The following is a 16,940-nucleotide window of genomic DNA, read 5'->3' on the forward strand; positions in this document are numbered from 1 at the left end:
GTTGCATGGTCCGCTAAAGTCCCGGTTTTGCCTCCGCGACGAACGTCCCGGATCCGCGCGGGCCGTGCCCGTCCGCCACGCGCGTGAGCCCATCCCCAAGGCCGGGCGCCGGATGCCACCGACCACCAAAGCGGGGTGCGGGCCCGAAGGCCCGCACCCCGGATCGGACATCGCCCCTGGGGCGGTCGATCAGCTGCAGCCGCTGGTCGAGCCGCACCCCTCGCACAGGTAGCAGCTGCCCGCGCGGCGCATCTTCGTGCCGCAGGAGAAGCACAGCGGTGCGTCGGCGTTCAGCCCCAGCTGAATCTCGACCAGCTCCGTGGAGCTGTGCGCCTCCTTGGGCGCCGGGGCCGCGGCCTGCGGCTGGGACGTGGTGTTCTTCGGGACGTCCACACGGCGCGGCGCCGACTGGGCCAGGCCCTCGACGTCCACCTCGTCCTCGGCGGCCTCGTACGAGCCCGTCTCCAGGTGGCGCTGACGCTCCTCGGCGGAGTGGATGCCGAGCGCCGAGCGCGTCTCGAAGGGCAGGAAGTCCAGCGCCAGCCGACGGAAGATGTAGTCGACGATCGACTGGGCCATCCGCACGTCCGGGTCGTCCGTCATGCCGGCCGGCTCGAAGCGCATGTTGGTGAACTTCGAGACGTATGTCTCCAACGGCACGCCGTACTGCAGACCGACCGAGACCGCGATCGAGAAGGCGTCCATCATGCCCGCGAGGGTCGAGCCCTGCTTGGACATCTTCAGGAAGACCTCGCCCAGACCGTCGTCCGGGTAGGAGTTGGCGGTCATGTAGCCCTCGGCGCCGCCCACCGTGAAGGAGGTGGTGATGCCGGGACGGCCCTTGGGGAGGCGCTTGCGGACCGGGCGGTACTCGACGACCTTCTCGACCTCCGGCTCGGCCTGCTCCGCCGCCTTCTTCTCCTTCTTCTTGGCGGAGAGCGGCTGGCCGACCTTGCAGTTGTCACGGTAGATCGCCAGCGCCTTGAGGCCGAGCTTCCAGCCCTCGAAGTAGATCTCCTCGATCTCCTCGACGGTGGCCGACTCGGGCATGTTGACCGTCTTGGAGATCGCGCCGGACAGGAACGGCTGGGCAGCGGCCATCATCCGCACGTGGCCCATCGGCGAGATGGAGCGCTCGCCCATGGCGCAGTCGAAGACCTCGTAGTGCTCGAGCTTCAGCCCCGGCGCGTCGATCACATTGCCGTGCTCGGCGATGTGGGCGACGATCGCCTCGACCTGCTCCGGCTGGTAGCCGAGCCGCTTGAGCGCCTTGGGGACCGTGTTGTTCACGATCTGCATGGAGCCGCCGCCGACCAGCTTCTTGAACTTGACCAGGGCCAGGTCCGGCTCGACGCCCGTGGTGTCGCAGTCCATCATCAGGCCGATGGTGCCGGTCGGCGCGAGCACCGACGCCTGGGCGTTGCGGAAGCCGCTCTTCTCGCCGAGGCGGAGCACGTCCTGCCATGCCTCGGTGGCCGCGGCCCAGACCGGGGTGTCCAGGTCGTCCATGCGCTTGGCGATGGCGTTGGCGTCCGAGTGCTGCTTCATGACGCGCCTGTGGGCGTCCGCGTTACGGGCGTAGCCCTCGTACGGGCCGACGACCGCCGCGAGCTCCGCGGAGCGCTTGTACGACCTGCCCGTCATCAGGGAGGTGATCGCCCCGGCCAGGGCGCGGCCGCCGTCGCTGTCGTAGGCGTGGCCGGTGGCCATCAGCAGGGCGCCCAGGTTGGCGTAGCCGATGCCCAGCTGGCGGAAGGCGCGGGTCGTCTCGCCGATCTTCTCGGTCGGAAAGTCCGCGAAGCAGATGGAGATGTCCATCGCGGTGATGACCAGCTCGACGACCTTGGCGAAGCGCTCCGCGTCGAAGCGCTGGTTGCCCGCGCCGTCGTCCTGCAGGAACTTCATGAGGTTCAGCGAGGCCAGGTTGCACGAGGAGTTGTCCAGGTGCATGTACTCGCTGCACGGGTTGGAGGCGGTGATCCGGCCCGTCTCCGGCGAGGTGTGCCAGTGGTTGATGGTGTCGTCGTACTGGATGCCCGGGTCGGCACAGGCCCAGGCCGCCTCGGCCATCTTGCGGAAGAGGGACTTGGCGTCCACCTCTTCGATGGCCTCGCCGGTCAGCCGGCTGCGCAGATCGAAGGCCGAGCCGGACTCCACGGCGCGCATGAACGCGTCGTTCACCCGGACGGAGTTGTTGGCGTTCTGGTACTGGACGGACGTGATGTCGTCGCCGCCCAGGTCCATGTCGAAGCCCGCGTCACGCAGGGCGCGGATCTTCTCCTCCTCCTTGACCTTGGTCTCGATGAAGGCCTCGACGTCCGGGTGGTCGACGTCGAGGACGACCATCTTGGCGGCCCGGCGGGTCGCGCCGCCCGACTTGATCGTTCCGGCCGAGGCATCGGCGCCGCGCATGAAGGAGACAGGACCGGAGGCGTTGCCGCCGGAGGAGAGGAGCTCCTTGGAGGAGCGGATGCGGGAGAGGTTCAGGCCGGCGCCGGAGCCGCCCTTGAAGATCATCCCCTCTTCCTTGTACCAGTCCAGGATCGACTCCATGGAGTCGTCCACAGAGAGAATGAAGCAGGCGCTGACCTGTTGCGGCTGCTTGGTGCCGACGTTGAACCACACGGGCGAGTTGAAGCTGAACACCTGGTGCAGCAGCGCGTAGGTGAGCTCGTGGTCGAAGATCTCGGCGTCCGCGGGCGAGGCGAAGTAGCCGTGTTCCTCACCGGCCTTGCGGTAGGTGCGCACCACGCGGTCGATGAGCTGCTTCAGGCTCGCCTCGCGGTCCGGGGAGCCCACCGCGCCACGGAAGTACTTGCTCGTGACGATGTTGACCGCGTTCACCGACCAGAAGTCGGGGAACTCCACGCCGCGCTGCTCGAAGTTGACCGAACCGTCGCGCCAGTTGGTCATGACGACGTCACGGCGCTCCCAGACCACCTCGTCGTACGGATGCACCCCAGGAGTGGTGTGGACGCGCTCGATACGCAGGCCCTTGCTCGCCTTGCTTCCCTTGGAGCGGGAGCCTCGTGCCGGGCCGCTCGTCGTCTCTGTCATTCCGCCTCCCATTACGGGCGAAAACGCCCTGATGTGCCCAGTTTCTTCCCGAGGCACGGTGTCTGTCGTTCACCCGGCCGCGCGTTGCGCCCCGGGCAGGTGTCTGGGCCGCCGGTCAGTCGGCGGCGATGGCCGACGCGGGGTCCTGTGCGGCCCCGTCGGCACCGGATCCGCGGTCGCCCGCGGAAGGCCGCCGCCGATTACGCAGCTCCGCGACCGCGGCCTCGAAGTCCTCCAGCGAGTCGAAGGCGCGGTAGACGGAGGCGAAGCGGAGATAGGCGACGAGGTCGAGCTCCTGGAGCGGGCCGAGTATGGCGAGCCCCACGTCATGGGTGGACAGCTCGGCGCTGCCGGTGGCCCGGACCGCCTCCTCCACCTGCTGGCCGAGCTTGGCGAGAGCGTCCTCGGTGACCGGACGGCCCTGGCATGCCTTGCGCACCCCGGAAATGACCTTGTCGCGGCTGAAGGGCTCGGTGACCCCGCTCCGCTTGATCACCATGAGTGACGCGGTCTCCACGGTCGTGAAGCGGCGCGAGCAGTCCGGGCACTGGCGGCGCCTGCGGATGGAGCAGCCATCATCCGTGGTTCGGCTGTCGACGACACGGCTGTCGGGGTGCCTGCAGAAGGGGCAGTGCATGACTCCGTACCCTCCCTCACCCTCAAGAACGGCGCATGGCTGACATGGCTGACAAGCCTCGACCCGGCCGCGAGAGCCCGGCGAAGCGGCCACAAGCATAGGCGAAAACCGTGGCAACCAATGACCAGTAACCACAACCTGTAGGTGGCTTGCATTCATCAAACCACTAGATCTGGTGTCTGGCACTCAACCGTACCGGGTGGCGTGTCACGGCTCGGGAGCAGGCACGAGCCTACGCGAACCCCACCGGTCCCCGATTCGCGGGGGTGGGGATGCAACACTGGACCCGCCCGACGTCGGCAACAGAAACCGGCCTATACACCCAATCCTGTGATCACGTCAGCCCATCTGCGAAATTTCACTCGAACGTGTGTTTGGCGCAACCTTTCGAAAGCAACTACCGTTGTCCAACTAGGGAGAACATCTCGAGAGGGGCCGTCGTGACCACCACCGCAGAGAGCACCACCGTTACCGCCCAGGAGCGCTCCCAGAGCCGACTCGAACAGACGCACGCGATGAACCAGACCCACGCGATGAATGACGCCGACACGAACCCGGAGGGGCAGAAGCCCACGCGCGCACTACCCGGCCGACCTCCAGGAATCCGGGCGGACAGCTCAGGGCTGACCGACCGGCAGCGCCGCGTCATCGAGGTCATCCGCGACTCTGTGCAGCGGCGTGGTTACCCGCCGTCCATGCGGGAGATCGGCCAGGCGGTGGGCCTCTCCAGCACCTCCTCCGTCGCCCACCAGCTGATGGCTCTGGAGCGGAAGGGCTTCCTGCGGCGCGACCCCCACCGGCCCCGGGCGTACGAGGTCCGCGGCTCCGACCAGCCCAGCGCCCAGCCGACGGACACCACCGGCAAGCCCGCCGCGTCCTATGTTCCGCTGGTTGGCCGAATCGCGGCCGGCGGCCCGATCCTCGCCGAGGAGTCGGTCGAGGATGTCTTCCCGCTCCCCCGGCAGCTGGTCGGCGACGGTGAGCTCTTCGTTCTGAAGGTCGTCGGCGACTCCATGATCGAGGCCGCCATCTGCGACGGCGACTGGGTCACGGTCCGCCGCCAGCCCGTCGCCGAGAACGGTGACATCGTCGCCGCGATGCTCGACGGAGAGGCCACGGTGAAGCGCTTCAAGCGGGAGGACGGCCATGTATGGCTGCTCCCGCACAACGCCGCGTACCAGCCGATCCCCGGCGACGAGGCCACTATTCTGGGCAAGGTGGTGGCGGTGCTGCGGCGCGTCTGAGCGCGACGGATCGAGGTGCGCCCCTGGCGTGCCCAATCGACCGGGCCCCGGGACCACTGCGCCGGTTCCGGGGCCCTGCTGTGCGCGACGACGCCTCCGCTACGCCCCCTCGGCCTTGGCGGCGGCGTCAATGGCGGCCAGGGAGCGACGCACCTGATTGCGGTCGGTCGTGTACCAGAAGTCGGGCATGGACTTCCGCAGGAATGAGCCGTAGCGCGCCCGCTCGACGCGCGGATCCAGAACGGCGACGACGCCACGGTCACCCGAGGCCCGGACGAGCCGGCCCGCGCCCTGCGCCATGAGCAGGGCGGCATGCGTCGCGGCGACGGCCATGAAGCCGTTGCCCCCGGCCTCCTCCACGGCCTTCTGGCGGGCGCTCATCAGCGGATCGTCGGGGCGTGGGAAGGGCACCCGGTCCATGACCACCAACTGACAGCTCGGACCGGGCACATCGACGCCCTGCCAGAGCGAGAGCGTGCCGAACAGACACGTCCTGGCATCGGCCGCGAAGGCGCGGATCAGCTCACCGAGGGTCTCCTCGCCCTGCAGCAGGATGGGCATGTCGAGGCGCCCACGCAGCTCCTCGGCAGCCGCCTGCGCGCCGCGCATGGACGAGAACAGCCCGAGCGTGCGGCCCCCCGCGGCCTCGACCAGCTCGGCGAGCTCATCGAGCATGTCGCTGCGGCTGCCCTCGCGGCCGGGCTGGGCGAGATGCTTGGCGACGTAGAGAATGCCCTGCTTCGAGTAGTCGAAGGGGGAGCCGACGTCGAGCCCTTGCCAGCGCGGCGCCGTGTCCTCACCGCCCTCGGGGTCCTGAGGGCTCTCGGGAGCGAGGCCCAGCGATGCCGCCACCCCGTTGAAGTCCCCGCCGAGCTTGAGGGTGGCGGAGGTGAGAATGACCGAGCGGTCCTCGAACAGCTTCTCGCGCAGCAGCCCCGACACGGAGAGCGGAGCGACGCGCAGCGAGGCGCCGAAGCGGTCGTGGCGCTCGTACCAGACCACGTCGTACTCGGAGCCCTCGACGATCCGCTCGGCCACTTGGTGGATGTTCTCCACGGAGCCAAGGGCCTGCTTACGGACCGCGTCCTCGTCCTGGACCGAGGCGTCACGGGTGGAACCGAGCGCCGAGATGACCGTGCGGGCCGCGTCGCGCAGCGCCATCAGGGCATAGCCGAGGTCCTCGGGGATCTTCTCCAGGCGTCCGGGAAGGGCGAGCTCCATGACCCGCTCGAAGCTCTCCGCGGCGGTCTGCAGACCGTCCGCCGCCTTCTCGTTGACCAGCTTCGCGGCCCGGCGCACGGCCCGGTTGACCTGGCCCGGGGTGAGCTCACCGCTGGCGACACCGGTGACGCGGGAGACCAGCTCATGGGCCTCGTCGACGATCAACACCTCATGGCTGGGCAGCACGGGGGCGCCCTCGATGGCGTCGATGGCGAGCAGCGCATGGTTGGTGACGACGACCTCGGCGAGCTTGGCCCGCTCACGGGCGGCCTCGGCGAAGCACTCCGCACCGTAGGCGCACTTGGACGCGCCGAGGCACTCCCGGGAGGTCACGGACACCTGGGACCAGGCCCGGTCGGAGACGCCGGGGGTCATATCGTCCCGGTCGCCCGTCTCGGTGTCATCGGCCCAGTCGCGCAGCCGCAGCAGATCCTTGCCGAGCCTGCTGGTGGGCGCGGCGGCCTCGAAGGGGTCGAACAGACCGGATTCGTCGGCGTCCTCCTGCGGCGCGCCCTCGTGCAGCCGGTGCAGGCACAGATAGTTGGAACGGCCCTTGAGCATGGCGAACTCGGGGCGGCGGCGCAGCAGCGGATGCAGCGCGTCCACCGTGCGGGGCAGATCGCGCTCGACGAGCTGCCGCTGCAGGGCAAGGGTCGCCGTGGCGACGACGACGCGCTCGCCGTGGGCGAGGGCGGGCACCAGATAGCCGAGGGACTTTCCGGTGCCGGTGCCGGCCTGGACCAGCAGATGGGAGGTGTCGTCGATCGCCTCGGCTACCGCCTCGGCCATGGCGGTCTGGCCAGGACGCTCGGTGCCGCCGACAGCGGTGACGGCGGCGTGCAGCAGGTCGGCGAGTGGAGGCGAGGACGATTCAGTCATAGGGCTGCCAGCCTACGGGGCGGCACCGACATCACTCTCCTCGGCTGGTCGGTGACGGACGGCTTCGGCCATGGGCGGAACTCCTTGACCGGGAACCCGGACCGGACGAGCGGTGTAGGAAAAGTAGCGCCGCGCATCCGGGCCGGCGCATCACCATGGGGGCACGGATGATCACGGAGCATCACAGAAGGTGGCGCAGTGCGCGATCGCGCAGCATCAGCGCCGCGCGTTTGCCGGGGAGTTCGACCTCGGCGGAGAAGCGGAAGCCCGCACCGAGGAAGGCCGCGATGGAGGGGGTGTTGCGCAGATCGGGTTCGGCCACCACACGGTGGCAGGACGGACGGTGTTCGAGGACGAGGTCGGCGGCGGCGCGGAGCAGGGTCGTGCCCAGCCCCCGGCCGCGATCGCTGACCCGGCCGATGAGCAGATGGATACCGGTGTCATGCGGGCGGGCGGGGTAGTACCGGGCGAGCGCGTCGAGATCGGCGCGGTACACCTCCCAGTAGCTCATGGGCACGCCGTCCAGGACGCCCAGGCACGGCACGCTCCGGCCGTCGCCGTCGAGCTGGCCGCCCAGGTGGCCGGCGGTGGCCTCGTCGGGACCGTCGAGCTCCCAGAAGGCGGCGACGGCCGGGTCGTTCATCCATTGGGCGATGAGCCGCAGATCGCGCCCGATGCGGACCGGGACGAGCTGGAAAGCGCCCGCCGTGGTGCTGGTGGGGCCCCACTCGGCGATGTGGTCGAGCAGATCCGGTCGATCGCCGGTTCCTGGGCCCGGGACGTGTGTGTCGGTGAGGTGTGCGGCGTCTTCTTCCTGGCGCAGCCGCAGGTCGATGGTGTCGTCGGTGCTGGAGCTCGTACTGGAGTCGGTGTGCGGCACGGCGACGCTCTCCTCTCATGGGTCTCAGGCATGTCGTGAGGAGCGTGAGGGTGAAGTGCGTGATGTGAGGGGCGTGACGGTGGTGTCCTGATGGCGGGGAGCTGGAGTCATTCCGGCGGGGCGGCAGGAGCAATGACGGACGTGGCACACGCGGCAAGGGGGTTGGCGATGGTGACGTAGACGGACTGGGTGTCCACCGGCCCCACGAGTTCGTCCAGGCCGTGCAGCCGGGTGAGCAGGTTGGCCTTGCAGCGCAGGGTGGGAGAGTCCAGCAGCCGGGCGGGGAGCGGTGAGCGGGTCCTGCCGCGGCCGGACGCGGCGTCGGTGAGAAAGCGGCGGAAGGCGGCCAGCAGCACTCGCTCGTCCACGAGCCGCTGGGACCCGAACGCACCGATCAGGCCGAGGACGTGGTTGATGCCCAGGTAGTAGGCAAACCGCTCGTCGGTGACCTCATCGGACACGAAGGTGTCGCTGCGGGCACCGATGCCGGGCAGTCGGCGCTGGAGCTCGGCGTGCCGGGACGCACGGAAGTAGTAGCCCTGGTTGTCCCGGTAGCGGCCGCCGACCGGCCAGCCGTCCGGATCCAGCAGCACCAGGGTGTTCTGCTGGTGCGCCTCGAGCGCGATCCCGGCCTCCCCGTCCAGCCAGAGCACGGGCCGAACGACCGTGTGCAGATAGCGCAGGAACCACTCGGCGCCCACGGCGGCCGGGGAGCGGCCGGTGCGGGCGGCGAGACGAGCGACGAGATGGGCGAGGCGCGAGCGCATCACCGGCTGCCCCGGCCAGGGGCGCAGCGAGATGAGTCCGGCGACGCACACGGCGTCGTCGCCCGGACCGAAAGGGTTGTGCCGGATGACGACGTCGATTCCGGTCAGGGGTTCGCCGTCGGGTCCGTCGACGGCGAGCCAGGCCGGGTCCCGGACGATGTCGAAGCCCGGAAATCCGGGGAAGGCCGCCCGCCACTGCTCCGCCAGGCCGCTGCGGAGCAGCCGGTGCACCTCGACGCCGCGGCGGAGCTCCTTACGGAGGTTCTCACGACAGGAGTTGGTGATCCGTAGACCGAGGGAGAGCTTCAGCATCGCGGGCGCGCCGGGCCGGTACACGGTGCGCACGGAGGAGGTGGGGTGCCAGGGTCCGCCGGACGGTCCCAGATCGTGCAGCAGACCCGCGTCGAAGAGCCCGGCGACCGCCGGTCGGTGCCGGATCTCACGGGCCTGCCAGGGGTGCAAGGGCAAGGGCACGAATCCGGGGGGAAGTTGGAGGCCGCTGCCCGCCAGCGAGAGGGCGAGCCGCTCGGCGGGCACTGTCCGGCCGCGCTCGGTCCAGGCCGACTCGCAGGCCAGTACGGACGGGTCGACGGCGATCCAGTGCAGAGGGAAGGAGCCGCGCGATTCCGGTGAGAAGACGGATGCCTCGGTGTCGGAGAGACCCTCACGGCTCTTCGGCGTGGGGTGAAGGGGGTGGCCGAGGACTAGAGACTGTTCCGCGCTGAGAAACGGGGTGCCCGATCCCGGGTCGGCGGGGGCGGCTCGTCGATGGGTGAGGAAGAGGGCGGTGCGTCCTACGGAGTCGGCGACCCGGCCGACGAGGTCGGTGGCGTCCGGGACGGGGTCGTCCTGCCGCGTGCTGTACGCCGCCTCGCGGGTGAGCAGGGCCGCAAGGGTGACCGCGCCGACGGCGGGGGCGTCATGGGGGCCGTGCTCCAGCAGCGGGGGACCGAAGCGGTGCCAGCCGGTGGGCGACCAGTACCGCACGGGGACGAGAAGGACGGTTCCGCTCGCGGCGAGGGGGATGCGCAGCGAGTCTCCGTCGGGGCGCGCGATGTCGCTCTCCCGGACCCAGCAGCGCAGCAGGTTCTCGACGGCCGCGGCGTCGGCGGCGACCTGCGGATCCGGATCGTCGAGCGGGTCCGGGCCATCCGCCGGTGCGCGGTCGCCGGGGGTTTCGGGGCGGCAGCGGTCCTGCCGGGGAACCGCCGCCATGACGACGGGGGGCTCGGATGAGGACGGCTCGGCCGCTCCCCCTGCGTCCACGAGCGGCACCCCATCGGGCGGCGGTACCGCGGGCGGCGCCGCTGGGGGTGGAGCGGCCAGGGGTGGAGCCGCCGACGGGGGTTGGGCGGCCCGCTCCCCCGCGGGCCTCATGACCGTGGACGGCACCACCACCGTCGGCACCACCACCGCGGGCGGCTCCGTCGCCACCTCCGCAGGGGACTCCGTGGGCACCACCGCGGGCCGCTCCGTCGCCGTGGGCGGCGGCGCAGGGGGTGACGGGGAGAGGCTCGGCGGGAGACCGGGGCCGCGGTCGGGGGCGTCGCGGTCCGTCATGGCACCGGCCTCTGGTTCCGGCTGGGGGGACAAGGGGGCTCCCTCAGGGGAGTGCGGCATGGTAGGTGCGGCGCGGGCGTCCCGGCAATCACGCCGTGAGCCTGGCGCCTGCCTCCTTCGGTGGTGCGGTGGTGGTGCGGTCGTACGGCAGCGGGGCGCGTCACCGGTGGCCTCCGGCGAACGGCGCCGCGGTCGTCGGGAGTTCGTGGGCTGGGGCTGCGAGCGCGCGGGACCCGGCGGCGCGGATCGCCGCGTCAAGGGCGTCGGCGAGCCGGTCGAGGACGGCCTCGGCCTGTTCGTCGGTGATGGTCAGCGGCGGAAGGAGACGGATCACCGCGGCGTGGCGGCCGCCGAGTTCGACGATGAGGCCGCGGTGCAGGCACTCCCGCTGGACGGCCGCCGCGAGCTCCGGTGCGGCAGGCCGGGGCCCGCCCGACGGACCGGCGCCCTCGGCGGTCCCGGGCTCGCCGTCCTCGTGCATGGGTCCCGCCTCCTTGGCCCGCTCGCCCCGGACCGGTTCGCCCGAGTCCGGCTCGCCCCGGGCCGATTCGCCCAAGTCCGGCTCGCCCCGGGCCGATTCGCCCGAGTCCGGCTCGCCCCGGGCCGGTTCGGGCTCGCCCTCCGGGTCGATGAGTTCCAGGCCGATCATGAGGCCCCGGCCGCGTACATCCCCGATGTGAGGCCACCGAGCGGCGAGTTCACGCAAGCGCGCCAGCATCCGCTCGCCGACGGTCGCCGCCCGCTCGGCGAGCCGGTTCCGGCGCACGTAGGCGAGGGTCGCCGCACCCGCCGCCATGGCCAGCTGATTGCCGCGGAAGGTGCCCGCATGGGCGCCGGGGGGCCAGACGTCGAGCTCCTCGCGGTAGACCACGACGGCCAGCGGGAGGCTGCCACCGATGGCCTTCGACAGCACCATCACATCGGGCACCACACCGCTGTGCTCAACCGCCCAGAAGGCCCCGGTGCGCCCGACGCCCGTCTGCACCTCGTCCACGATCAGCGGGATGGAGCGGGCCGCGGTGATCTCGCGCATCCGGCACAGCCAGCCGTCCGGTGCGGGGATCACCCCGCCCTCGCCCTGGACCGGTTCGAGGATCATCCCCGCCGGGGTCGGCACCCCGGACTTGGGATCGTCGAGGAGGCTCTCGGTCCAGCGCGCCGAGAGCTCCGCGCCGCGCCGCCCGCCCACGCCGAATGGGCAGCGATAGTCGTACGGGAAGGGCAGCCGGGTCACGCCGGGCGACGGGGCGCCACCGGAGGCGGCCAGCGCCCCGGCCGTCATCCCGTGGTACGCCCCGGAGAAGGCGAACAGATCGTCGCGCCCGGTGGCGGTCCGCACCAGCTTGAGCGCCGCCTCGACCGCGTCCGTGCCCGCCGGGCCGCAGAACTGCACCCGTGCGCGGGAGGCGAGTTCGGACGGGAGGGTCGCGAACAGCTCATCGGTGAAGGCGTCCTTGACCGGTGTGGCCAGATCCAGGACCTGCAGAGGCGCCCCCGAGTCCAGGACCGCCCGGACGGCCTCCAGCACCACCGGGTGGTTGTGCCCCAGCGCCAGCGTCCCGGCCCCGGAGAGACAGTCGAGATAGCGGCGGCCGTCGGCCCCCTCGATCGTCAGCCCCCGGGCGCGCACGGGGACGATGGGCAGCGCCCGCGCATAGGTGCGGGCCGACGACTCGCGCAGCGCCTGGCGCCGCAGGATGCCCCGGGTGGCCCCGCCGTCGTCGGACACGGCGGACAGGGGCATCGGCGGGAGCTGGGTCACGGCCATGACTCTCGGTCCTCCTGCTGCTGAACACCCTCCGGCTGTCCCCCGTACGTACCAACGACGCGTCAGCCCCGAGATCACGGGCTGCCCGAAGATCCTTGCCCGCCGGGAACCAAGGACCCGGCTGCAGCCGTCGTAGGCGGCACCGGCATAGTGGGATTCCACCCCATCGCCGGGGCGGTGCATGACAATTCCACGCAGGCCGTAGAGCAGCTCAGAACCTCAGGGGGAGTTCCGCCCATGCCATCCAAACGCCGACCCACGCTGGCCGCGGCCGCCGTCGCCGCCGTCCTGGCGCTCACCGCCACCGGGTGCGGCTCGTCGGACGACACGACCGAGGCCAAGTCGACCGCGCCGTCGGACCAGCAGGGCACGGGCGACATCAAGCTGCCCGACAACCTCAACGACAAGATGAAGAACCTCGGCATCGATCCGGACAAGTGGAAGAACGGTGCCTGGAACAAGTGGGGCAGGGACGACTGGCTGCGCGAGGCCGGTGACTTCATCAACCCGATCATCAAGGGCCTGTGGAAGCCGGACCGGATGCGGGACGCGCAGGAGCCCGACAAGCCGGTCGACGACAGTGACATCGCGGACGACCAGGGCGTGACCGACCCCGACCCGCAGCCTGTCGCGGCCAAGGAGGTCACCAGCCCGTACAGCGGCAAGGTCCCCTACGCGGGCAAGGTCTTCTTCGACGGCCCCGAGGGCTCGATGGTCTGCTCGGCGACCGTGGTCCAGGACCCCGCGCACCCCGGCAAGTCCAACCTGGTCTGGACGGCGGGCCACTGTGTCCACGCGGGCAAGGGCGGCGGCTGGTACAAGAACCTGATGTTCGTCCCCTCGTACAACGACGCCGGCAAGTCCGAGGCCGAGCTGAAGAACGCCACCAAGGAGCAGTTGGCCCCCAAGGGCGTGTGGTGGGCCGACTGGGCGCAGACCTCCTCGCAGTGGATCGACAGCGGCGCGGCCACCGGCGGCAAGGGCGCCCCGTACGACTTCGCGGTGATGCATGTGAAGCCGGAGGTCAGCGGCGGCAAGTCGCTGGAGGAGACGGTCGGCGGCGCGCTGCCGGTCGACTTCAACGCCCCCGCGGTGAAGTCCATCGACCGGATCACGGCCACCGGATACCCGGCCGCCCGGCCGTTCGACGGTCAGAAGATGAACCAGTGCGCGGACAAGCCGGGCCGGCTCTCGCTGGACGCCGAGCAGCCGACCATGTACCGAATAGGCTGCACGATGACCGCCGGTTCCTCCGGCGGCGGTTGGGTCGCCAACGGCTCGGACGGCAAGCCGGCGCTGGTGTCCAACACCTCGATCGGCCCGTCCAACGCGACCTGGCTGGCCGGCCCGCACCTCGGCCCGGAGGCCAAGGGCGTCTACAACGCGGTCAGCAAGAAGTTCGCGAACCAGTAGAGCCGCTCGAGCCAGCCGACAGGCCACACGCTCAAGGGCCCGCCCCCGGATTCCGGGGGCGGGCCCTTGCCGTATGTCACCGGGTGCGCGGGGCGCCCGGACCGGGCCTAAGCGGTTACGGCGAAGTCAAGTGCTGATCCTTCTCGGCGTCCAAGCCCTCGGCCAGGCCGAACGGCGAGGGATCAGCGGCGAACTTCACCGCATCCGCTTAGTGCCGCGCGGCGGCAGCCGGGACGAACCGCCGCAGCTCGGCGGCCAGCTCCTCGTGCACCCGTGCCTTGAGCAGCGTGCCCTCCGGGGTGTGCTCCTCGGAGATCACCTCACCGTCGGCATGGGTCCGCGAGACCAGCTTGCCGTGGGTGTACGGCACCAGTGCCTCGATCTCGACCTGGGGCCGCGGCAGCTCCTCGTCGATCACCGCGAGCAGCTCGTCGATGCCCTGCCCGTTGCGGGCCGACACCGCCATGGCCCGCCGCTCCATGCGCAGCAGCCGCTGCAGGACGAGCGGATCGGCCAGATCCGCCTTGTTGATCACGACGATCTCGGGCACATCGACCGCGCCCACATCGCGGATCACTTCGCGGACCGCGGCCAGCTGCTCCTCCGGCGCCGGATGCGACCCGTCCACCACATGGAGGATCAGATCGGCGTCGCCGACCTCCTCCATGGTCGAGCGGAACGCCTCCACGAGGTGATGCGGCAGATGGCGCACAAACCCGACGGTGTCCGCCAGGGTGTACAGCCGCCCGCTCGGCGTCTCGGCCCGGCGCACGGTCGGGTCCAGGGTGGCGAACAGTGCGTTCTCCACCAGGACGCCCGCGCCCGTGAGCCGGTTGAGCAGCGAGGACTTGCCCGCGTTGGTGTATCCGGCGATGGCGACCGAGGGGACCTTGTTGCGCCGGCGCTCCTGCCGCTTGATGTCGCGGCCGGTCTTCATCTCGGCGATCTCACGACGCATCTTGGCCATCTTCTCGCGGATGCGCCGCCGGTCCGTCTCGATCTTGGTCTCACCGGGACCACGGGTGGCCATGCCGCCGCCCGAGGAACCGGAGCCACCGCCACCCATCTGCCGGGACAGTGACTGACCCCAGCCGCGCAGCCTCGGCAGCATGTACTGCATCTGGGCGAGCGAGACCTGCGCCTTGCCCTCTCGGGACTTGGCGTGCTGAGCGAAGATGTCGAGGATCAGCGCGGTGCGGTCGACGACCTTCACCTTGACGACGTCCTCAAGGTGGATCAGCTGGCCGGGGCTGAGCTCACCGTCGCAGACGACGGTGTCGGCGCCGGACTCCACCACGATGTCGCGCAGTTCCTCGGCCTTGCCGGAGCCGATGTACGTGGCGGGGTCCGGCTTGCCGCGGCGCTGGATGACGCCGTCGAGCACCAGCGCGCCCGCGGTCTCCGCGAGCGCGGCGAGCTCCGCCAGGGAGTTCTCCGCGTCCTGCATGGTGCCGGAGGTCCAGACGCCGACCAGCACCACGCGCTCCAGGCGCAGCTGCCGGTACTCGACCTCGGTGACGTCCTCAAGCTCGGTGGACAGCCCCACGACCCGCCGCAGCGCGGCACGGTCGGAGCGGTCGTACTGGTCGCCGTCACGCTCCTCGTCGATCTCGTGACTCCAGGCGACGTCCTCTTCCATCAGGGCGTCGGCCCGAAGGCTCTCGGCGAGGCGCTGCCGGTCCTGCGGAAGGGAAGAGGAGTGGGTCAAAGGAATCCTTACGTCGTGGAACATCGTCTTAGTCGTCAACGCGCGACAGGCCCGTGGGATTCCCCCCGGGACGGCCGTGATGCCGACTCGTTGATGGTCGCATGCGGCGGCCGGGCCGTCACCGGGGTTTCGCGGCGTGCTGTACGGCGGCATGGGGCGCCTGGCGCATCGCGCGCCGTACCGATGGCAACGGGGCACCCTTCGCGCTCGGCTTTTCGTCGTTCTCATCGGACTTCCAGCGGGGGTGTCCGGGCATGGGCGGTGTCTTCGTCCCGTACAGCCAGGGACGCAGGAATCCGGCCTGGTCACGGCCCGACACCTCGGAGGCGAGCCGGATGAAGTCCGTGGTCGAGGCCACGCCGTCGCGGTGGCGGAGCACCCACTGCCGTTCCAGCCGTTCGAAGGCGGCGCGCCCGATCCGCTGGCGCAGCGCGTAGAGCACCAGGGCGCTGCCGTCGTAGACGACCGGGCGGAAGATGCCGATCTGCTGTCCGGGCTCGGCGGGCCTCGGCGCGGCGGGCGGGCCTCCGTCGGCCCGCCAGGCATCGGACTGCCCGTACGCCAGGCGCATCCGCCGCCCCAGACTCGCCTTGCCGCGCTCGTCGGCATACAACGCCTCGTACCAGGTGGCGTGGCCCTCGTTGAGCCAGAGATCGGACCAGCGGCGCGGGCTGACGCTGTCGCCGAACCACTGGTGCGCCAGCTCATGCACCATGATCGATTCGACGTACCACCGCGGCAGCTCATGGCCGGTGAACAGACCCCGTTCGAAGAGCGAGAGCGTCTGGGTCTCCAGCTCGAAACCGGTGGTGGCGTGGGAGATCAGCAGACCGTAGTTCTCGAAGGGGTATCTCCCGGCCTTCTTCTCCATCCAGGCCAGCTGTCCGGGGGTGCGTGCGAGCCACTTCCCCAGCCGGGCGCGGTCCGCCGCCGGCACGACGTCGCGCACCGGCAGCCGATGCGGCCCGGTGCGGTGCAGCACGGCGGAGCGGCCGATGGAGAGCTGGGCCAGCTCGGTGGCCATGGGGTGGGCGAGGCGGTACGTCCAGGTGGTCCGCGCCCCCTTGCGGACGCGCTTGCCCAAAAGCCCGCCCGCGACGACCGTGAGGGCCTTCGGGGCAGTGATCCGGAAGGAGAAGCGCGCCTTGTCGGAGGGGTGGTCATTGCAGGGGAAGACCCGGTGGGCGGCGTCGGCCTGATTGGCCATGGCCAGTCCGTCGCGGGTACGGACCCAGCCGCCCCCCGAGCCGTCGCGCGGATCGCTGGTGTGGTGGACGGTGATCGTGAACGCGGCGCCCCGGCGGATACGTCCGGCAGGGATGATCACCAGGTCCTCACCGGTGGTGACGAACCCGGCCCGCGCGCCGTCGACCTGCACGGATCGCACGCTGCCCTGGGTGAAGTCGAGGTTCACGGAGCGCAGGGAGGCGGTGGCACGGGCGTCGATGGTGGTTACGGCGCCGAGCGGCTGGTCCTGGCGGCGGTAGTCCAGGGCGATGGCGTACGCCCTGACGTCGTACCCGGGGTTGCCGAGCCGCGGGTAGAGGGGGTCGCCGATACCGAGCGGGCGCGGGCCCGTGGCGTCCACCGGCCCCGCGGCGGAGGACGGGCCGACCGCGGCGAAGACGGTCGCCATGGCGGCGGCCACGAGAGCGGTCCTGCGGCGCCCGGTGCGTGGCGGAGTCCAGGGACGGCGCTCCGAAGAATGCGTCATGACCTACCGCTACCAGCGGCCCGGGGCGGGCGCAGGCCCACCGGGCCCCGATCCACCCGAAGGAGTTCCGGTCAGCCGGCCGAAGCCGTCGG

Annotated in this window: 10 protein-coding genes; 2 read left to right on the plus strand and 8 right to left on the minus strand. The window is 70.8% G+C overall.

From position 1 onward, the window contains the following. Positions 1–189: 189 nt before the first annotated feature. Both ABZU99_RS25790 and nrdR read right to left on the minus strand, forming a co-directional pair. A complete protein-coding gene (locus ABZU99_RS25790; protein WP_356228010.1) occupies positions 190–3,057 on the minus strand; it encodes a vitamin B12-dependent ribonucleotide reductase in 2,868 nt (955 codons plus the stop codon). A gap of 115 nt (positions 3,058–3,172) precedes the next feature. Next, positions 3,173–3,694, minus strand: coding sequence for a transcriptional regulator NrdR (gene nrdR / locus ABZU99_RS25795; protein ID WP_355952786.1), 522 nt, complete (start codon positions 3,692–3,694; stop codon positions 3,173–3,175). 440 nt (positions 3,695–4,134) lie between these two features. On the opposite strand from nrdR, the gene lexA reads away from it, so the two are divergent. Then, on the plus strand, positions 4,135–4,938 hold the full coding sequence (gene lexA, locus ABZU99_RS25800; RefSeq protein WP_355952783.1) for a transcriptional repressor LexA: 804 nt from the start codon (positions 4,135–4,137) through the stop codon (positions 4,936–4,938). 99 nt (positions 4,939–5,037) lie between these two features. On the opposite strand, the gene ABZU99_RS25805 is transcribed toward lexA, so the two are convergent. From ABZU99_RS25805 to ABZU99_RS25820, 4 genes are all read right to left on the minus strand, one after another. Further along, on the minus strand, positions 5,038–7,038 hold the full coding sequence (locus tag ABZU99_RS25805; RefSeq protein ID WP_355952780.1) for an ATP-dependent DNA helicase: 2,001 nt from the start codon (positions 7,036–7,038) through the stop codon (positions 5,038–5,040). A 181-nt stretch (positions 7,039–7,219) separates the two neighbouring features. Next, complete coding sequence (locus tag ABZU99_RS25810) at positions 7,220–7,918, minus strand: GNAT family N-acetyltransferase (RefSeq protein ID WP_355952777.1); 699 nt, start codon at positions 7,916–7,918, stop codon at positions 7,220–7,222. Positions 7,919–8,025: 107 nt separating this feature from the next. Beyond that, positions 8,026–9,900, minus strand: a complete 1,875-nt coding sequence (locus ABZU99_RS25815) for an IucA/IucC family protein (protein WP_355952804.1) — start codon at positions 9,898–9,900, stop codon at positions 8,026–8,028. A 505-nt stretch (positions 9,901–10,405) separates the two neighbouring features. Continuing rightward, positions 10,406–11,989 (minus strand): diaminobutyrate--2-oxoglutarate transaminase family protein, encoded by a 1,584-nt coding sequence (locus ABZU99_RS25820; protein ID WP_355952802.1) that lies wholly within the window; start codon positions 11,987–11,989, stop codon positions 10,406–10,408. A 261-nt stretch (positions 11,990–12,250) separates the two neighbouring features. Between ABZU99_RS25820 and ABZU99_RS25825 the strand changes: the two genes are divergently transcribed. Further along, positions 12,251–13,426 (plus strand): hypothetical protein, encoded by a 1,176-nt coding sequence (locus ABZU99_RS25825; RefSeq protein WP_355952774.1) that lies wholly within the window; start codon positions 12,251–12,253, stop codon positions 13,424–13,426. Between the two features lie 208 nt (positions 13,427–13,634). Here ABZU99_RS25825 and hflX read toward each other — a convergent pair whose 3' ends face one another. Both hflX and ABZU99_RS25835 read right to left on the minus strand, forming a co-directional pair. After that, positions 13,635–15,134, minus strand: a complete 1,500-nt coding sequence (hflX, locus tag ABZU99_RS25830; RefSeq protein WP_356049718.1) for a GTPase HflX — start codon at positions 15,132–15,134, stop codon at positions 13,635–13,637. Between the two features lie 118 nt (positions 15,135–15,252). Continuing rightward, positions 15,253–16,848 carry a M1 family metallopeptidase gene (locus tag ABZU99_RS25835; RefSeq protein WP_355952769.1) on the minus strand — a complete coding sequence of 532 codons (1,596 nt, stop codon included), beginning with the start codon at positions 16,846–16,848 and terminating at the stop codon, positions 15,253–15,255. Positions 16,849–16,940 lie beyond the last annotated feature (92 nt).

It is taken from the genome of Streptomyces sp. NPDC005266 (assembly GCF_040607655.1).
In the GTDB taxonomy this organism is placed as follows: Bacteria; Actinomycetota; Actinomycetes; order Streptomycetales; family Streptomycetaceae; genus Streptomyces.

What these genes read in the sequence shown, in the direction of transcription:
- ABZU99_RS25790 (WP_356228010.1), bottom strand. Translation starts at nt 3,057, where the DNA reads ATGACAGAGACGACGAGCGGCCCGGCACGAGGCTCCCGCTCCAAGGGA.
- nrdR (WP_355952786.1), bottom strand. Translation starts at nt 3,694, where the DNA reads ATGCACTGCCCCTTCTGCAGGCACCCCGACAGCCGTGTCGTCGACAGC.
- ABZU99_RS25805 (WP_355952780.1), bottom strand. Translation starts at nt 7,038, where the DNA reads ATGACTGAATCGTCCTCGCCTCCACTCGCCGACCTGCTGCACGCCGCC.
- ABZU99_RS25815 (WP_355952804.1), bottom strand. Translation starts at nt 9,900, where the DNA reads ATGGCGGCGGTTCCCCGGCAGGACCGCTGCCGCCCCGAAACCCCCGGC.
- ABZU99_RS25820 (WP_355952802.1), bottom strand. Translation starts at nt 11,989, where the DNA reads ATGCCCCTGTCCGCCGTGTCCGACGACGGCGGGGCCACCCGGGGCATC.
- ABZU99_RS25825 (WP_355952774.1), top strand. Translation starts at nt 12,251, where the DNA reads ATGCCATCCAAACGCCGACCCACGCTGGCCGCGGCCGCCGTCGCCGCC.
- ABZU99_RS25835 (WP_355952769.1), bottom strand. Translation starts at nt 16,848, where the DNA reads ATGACGCATTCTTCGGAGCGCCGTCCCTGGACTCCGCCACGCACCGGG.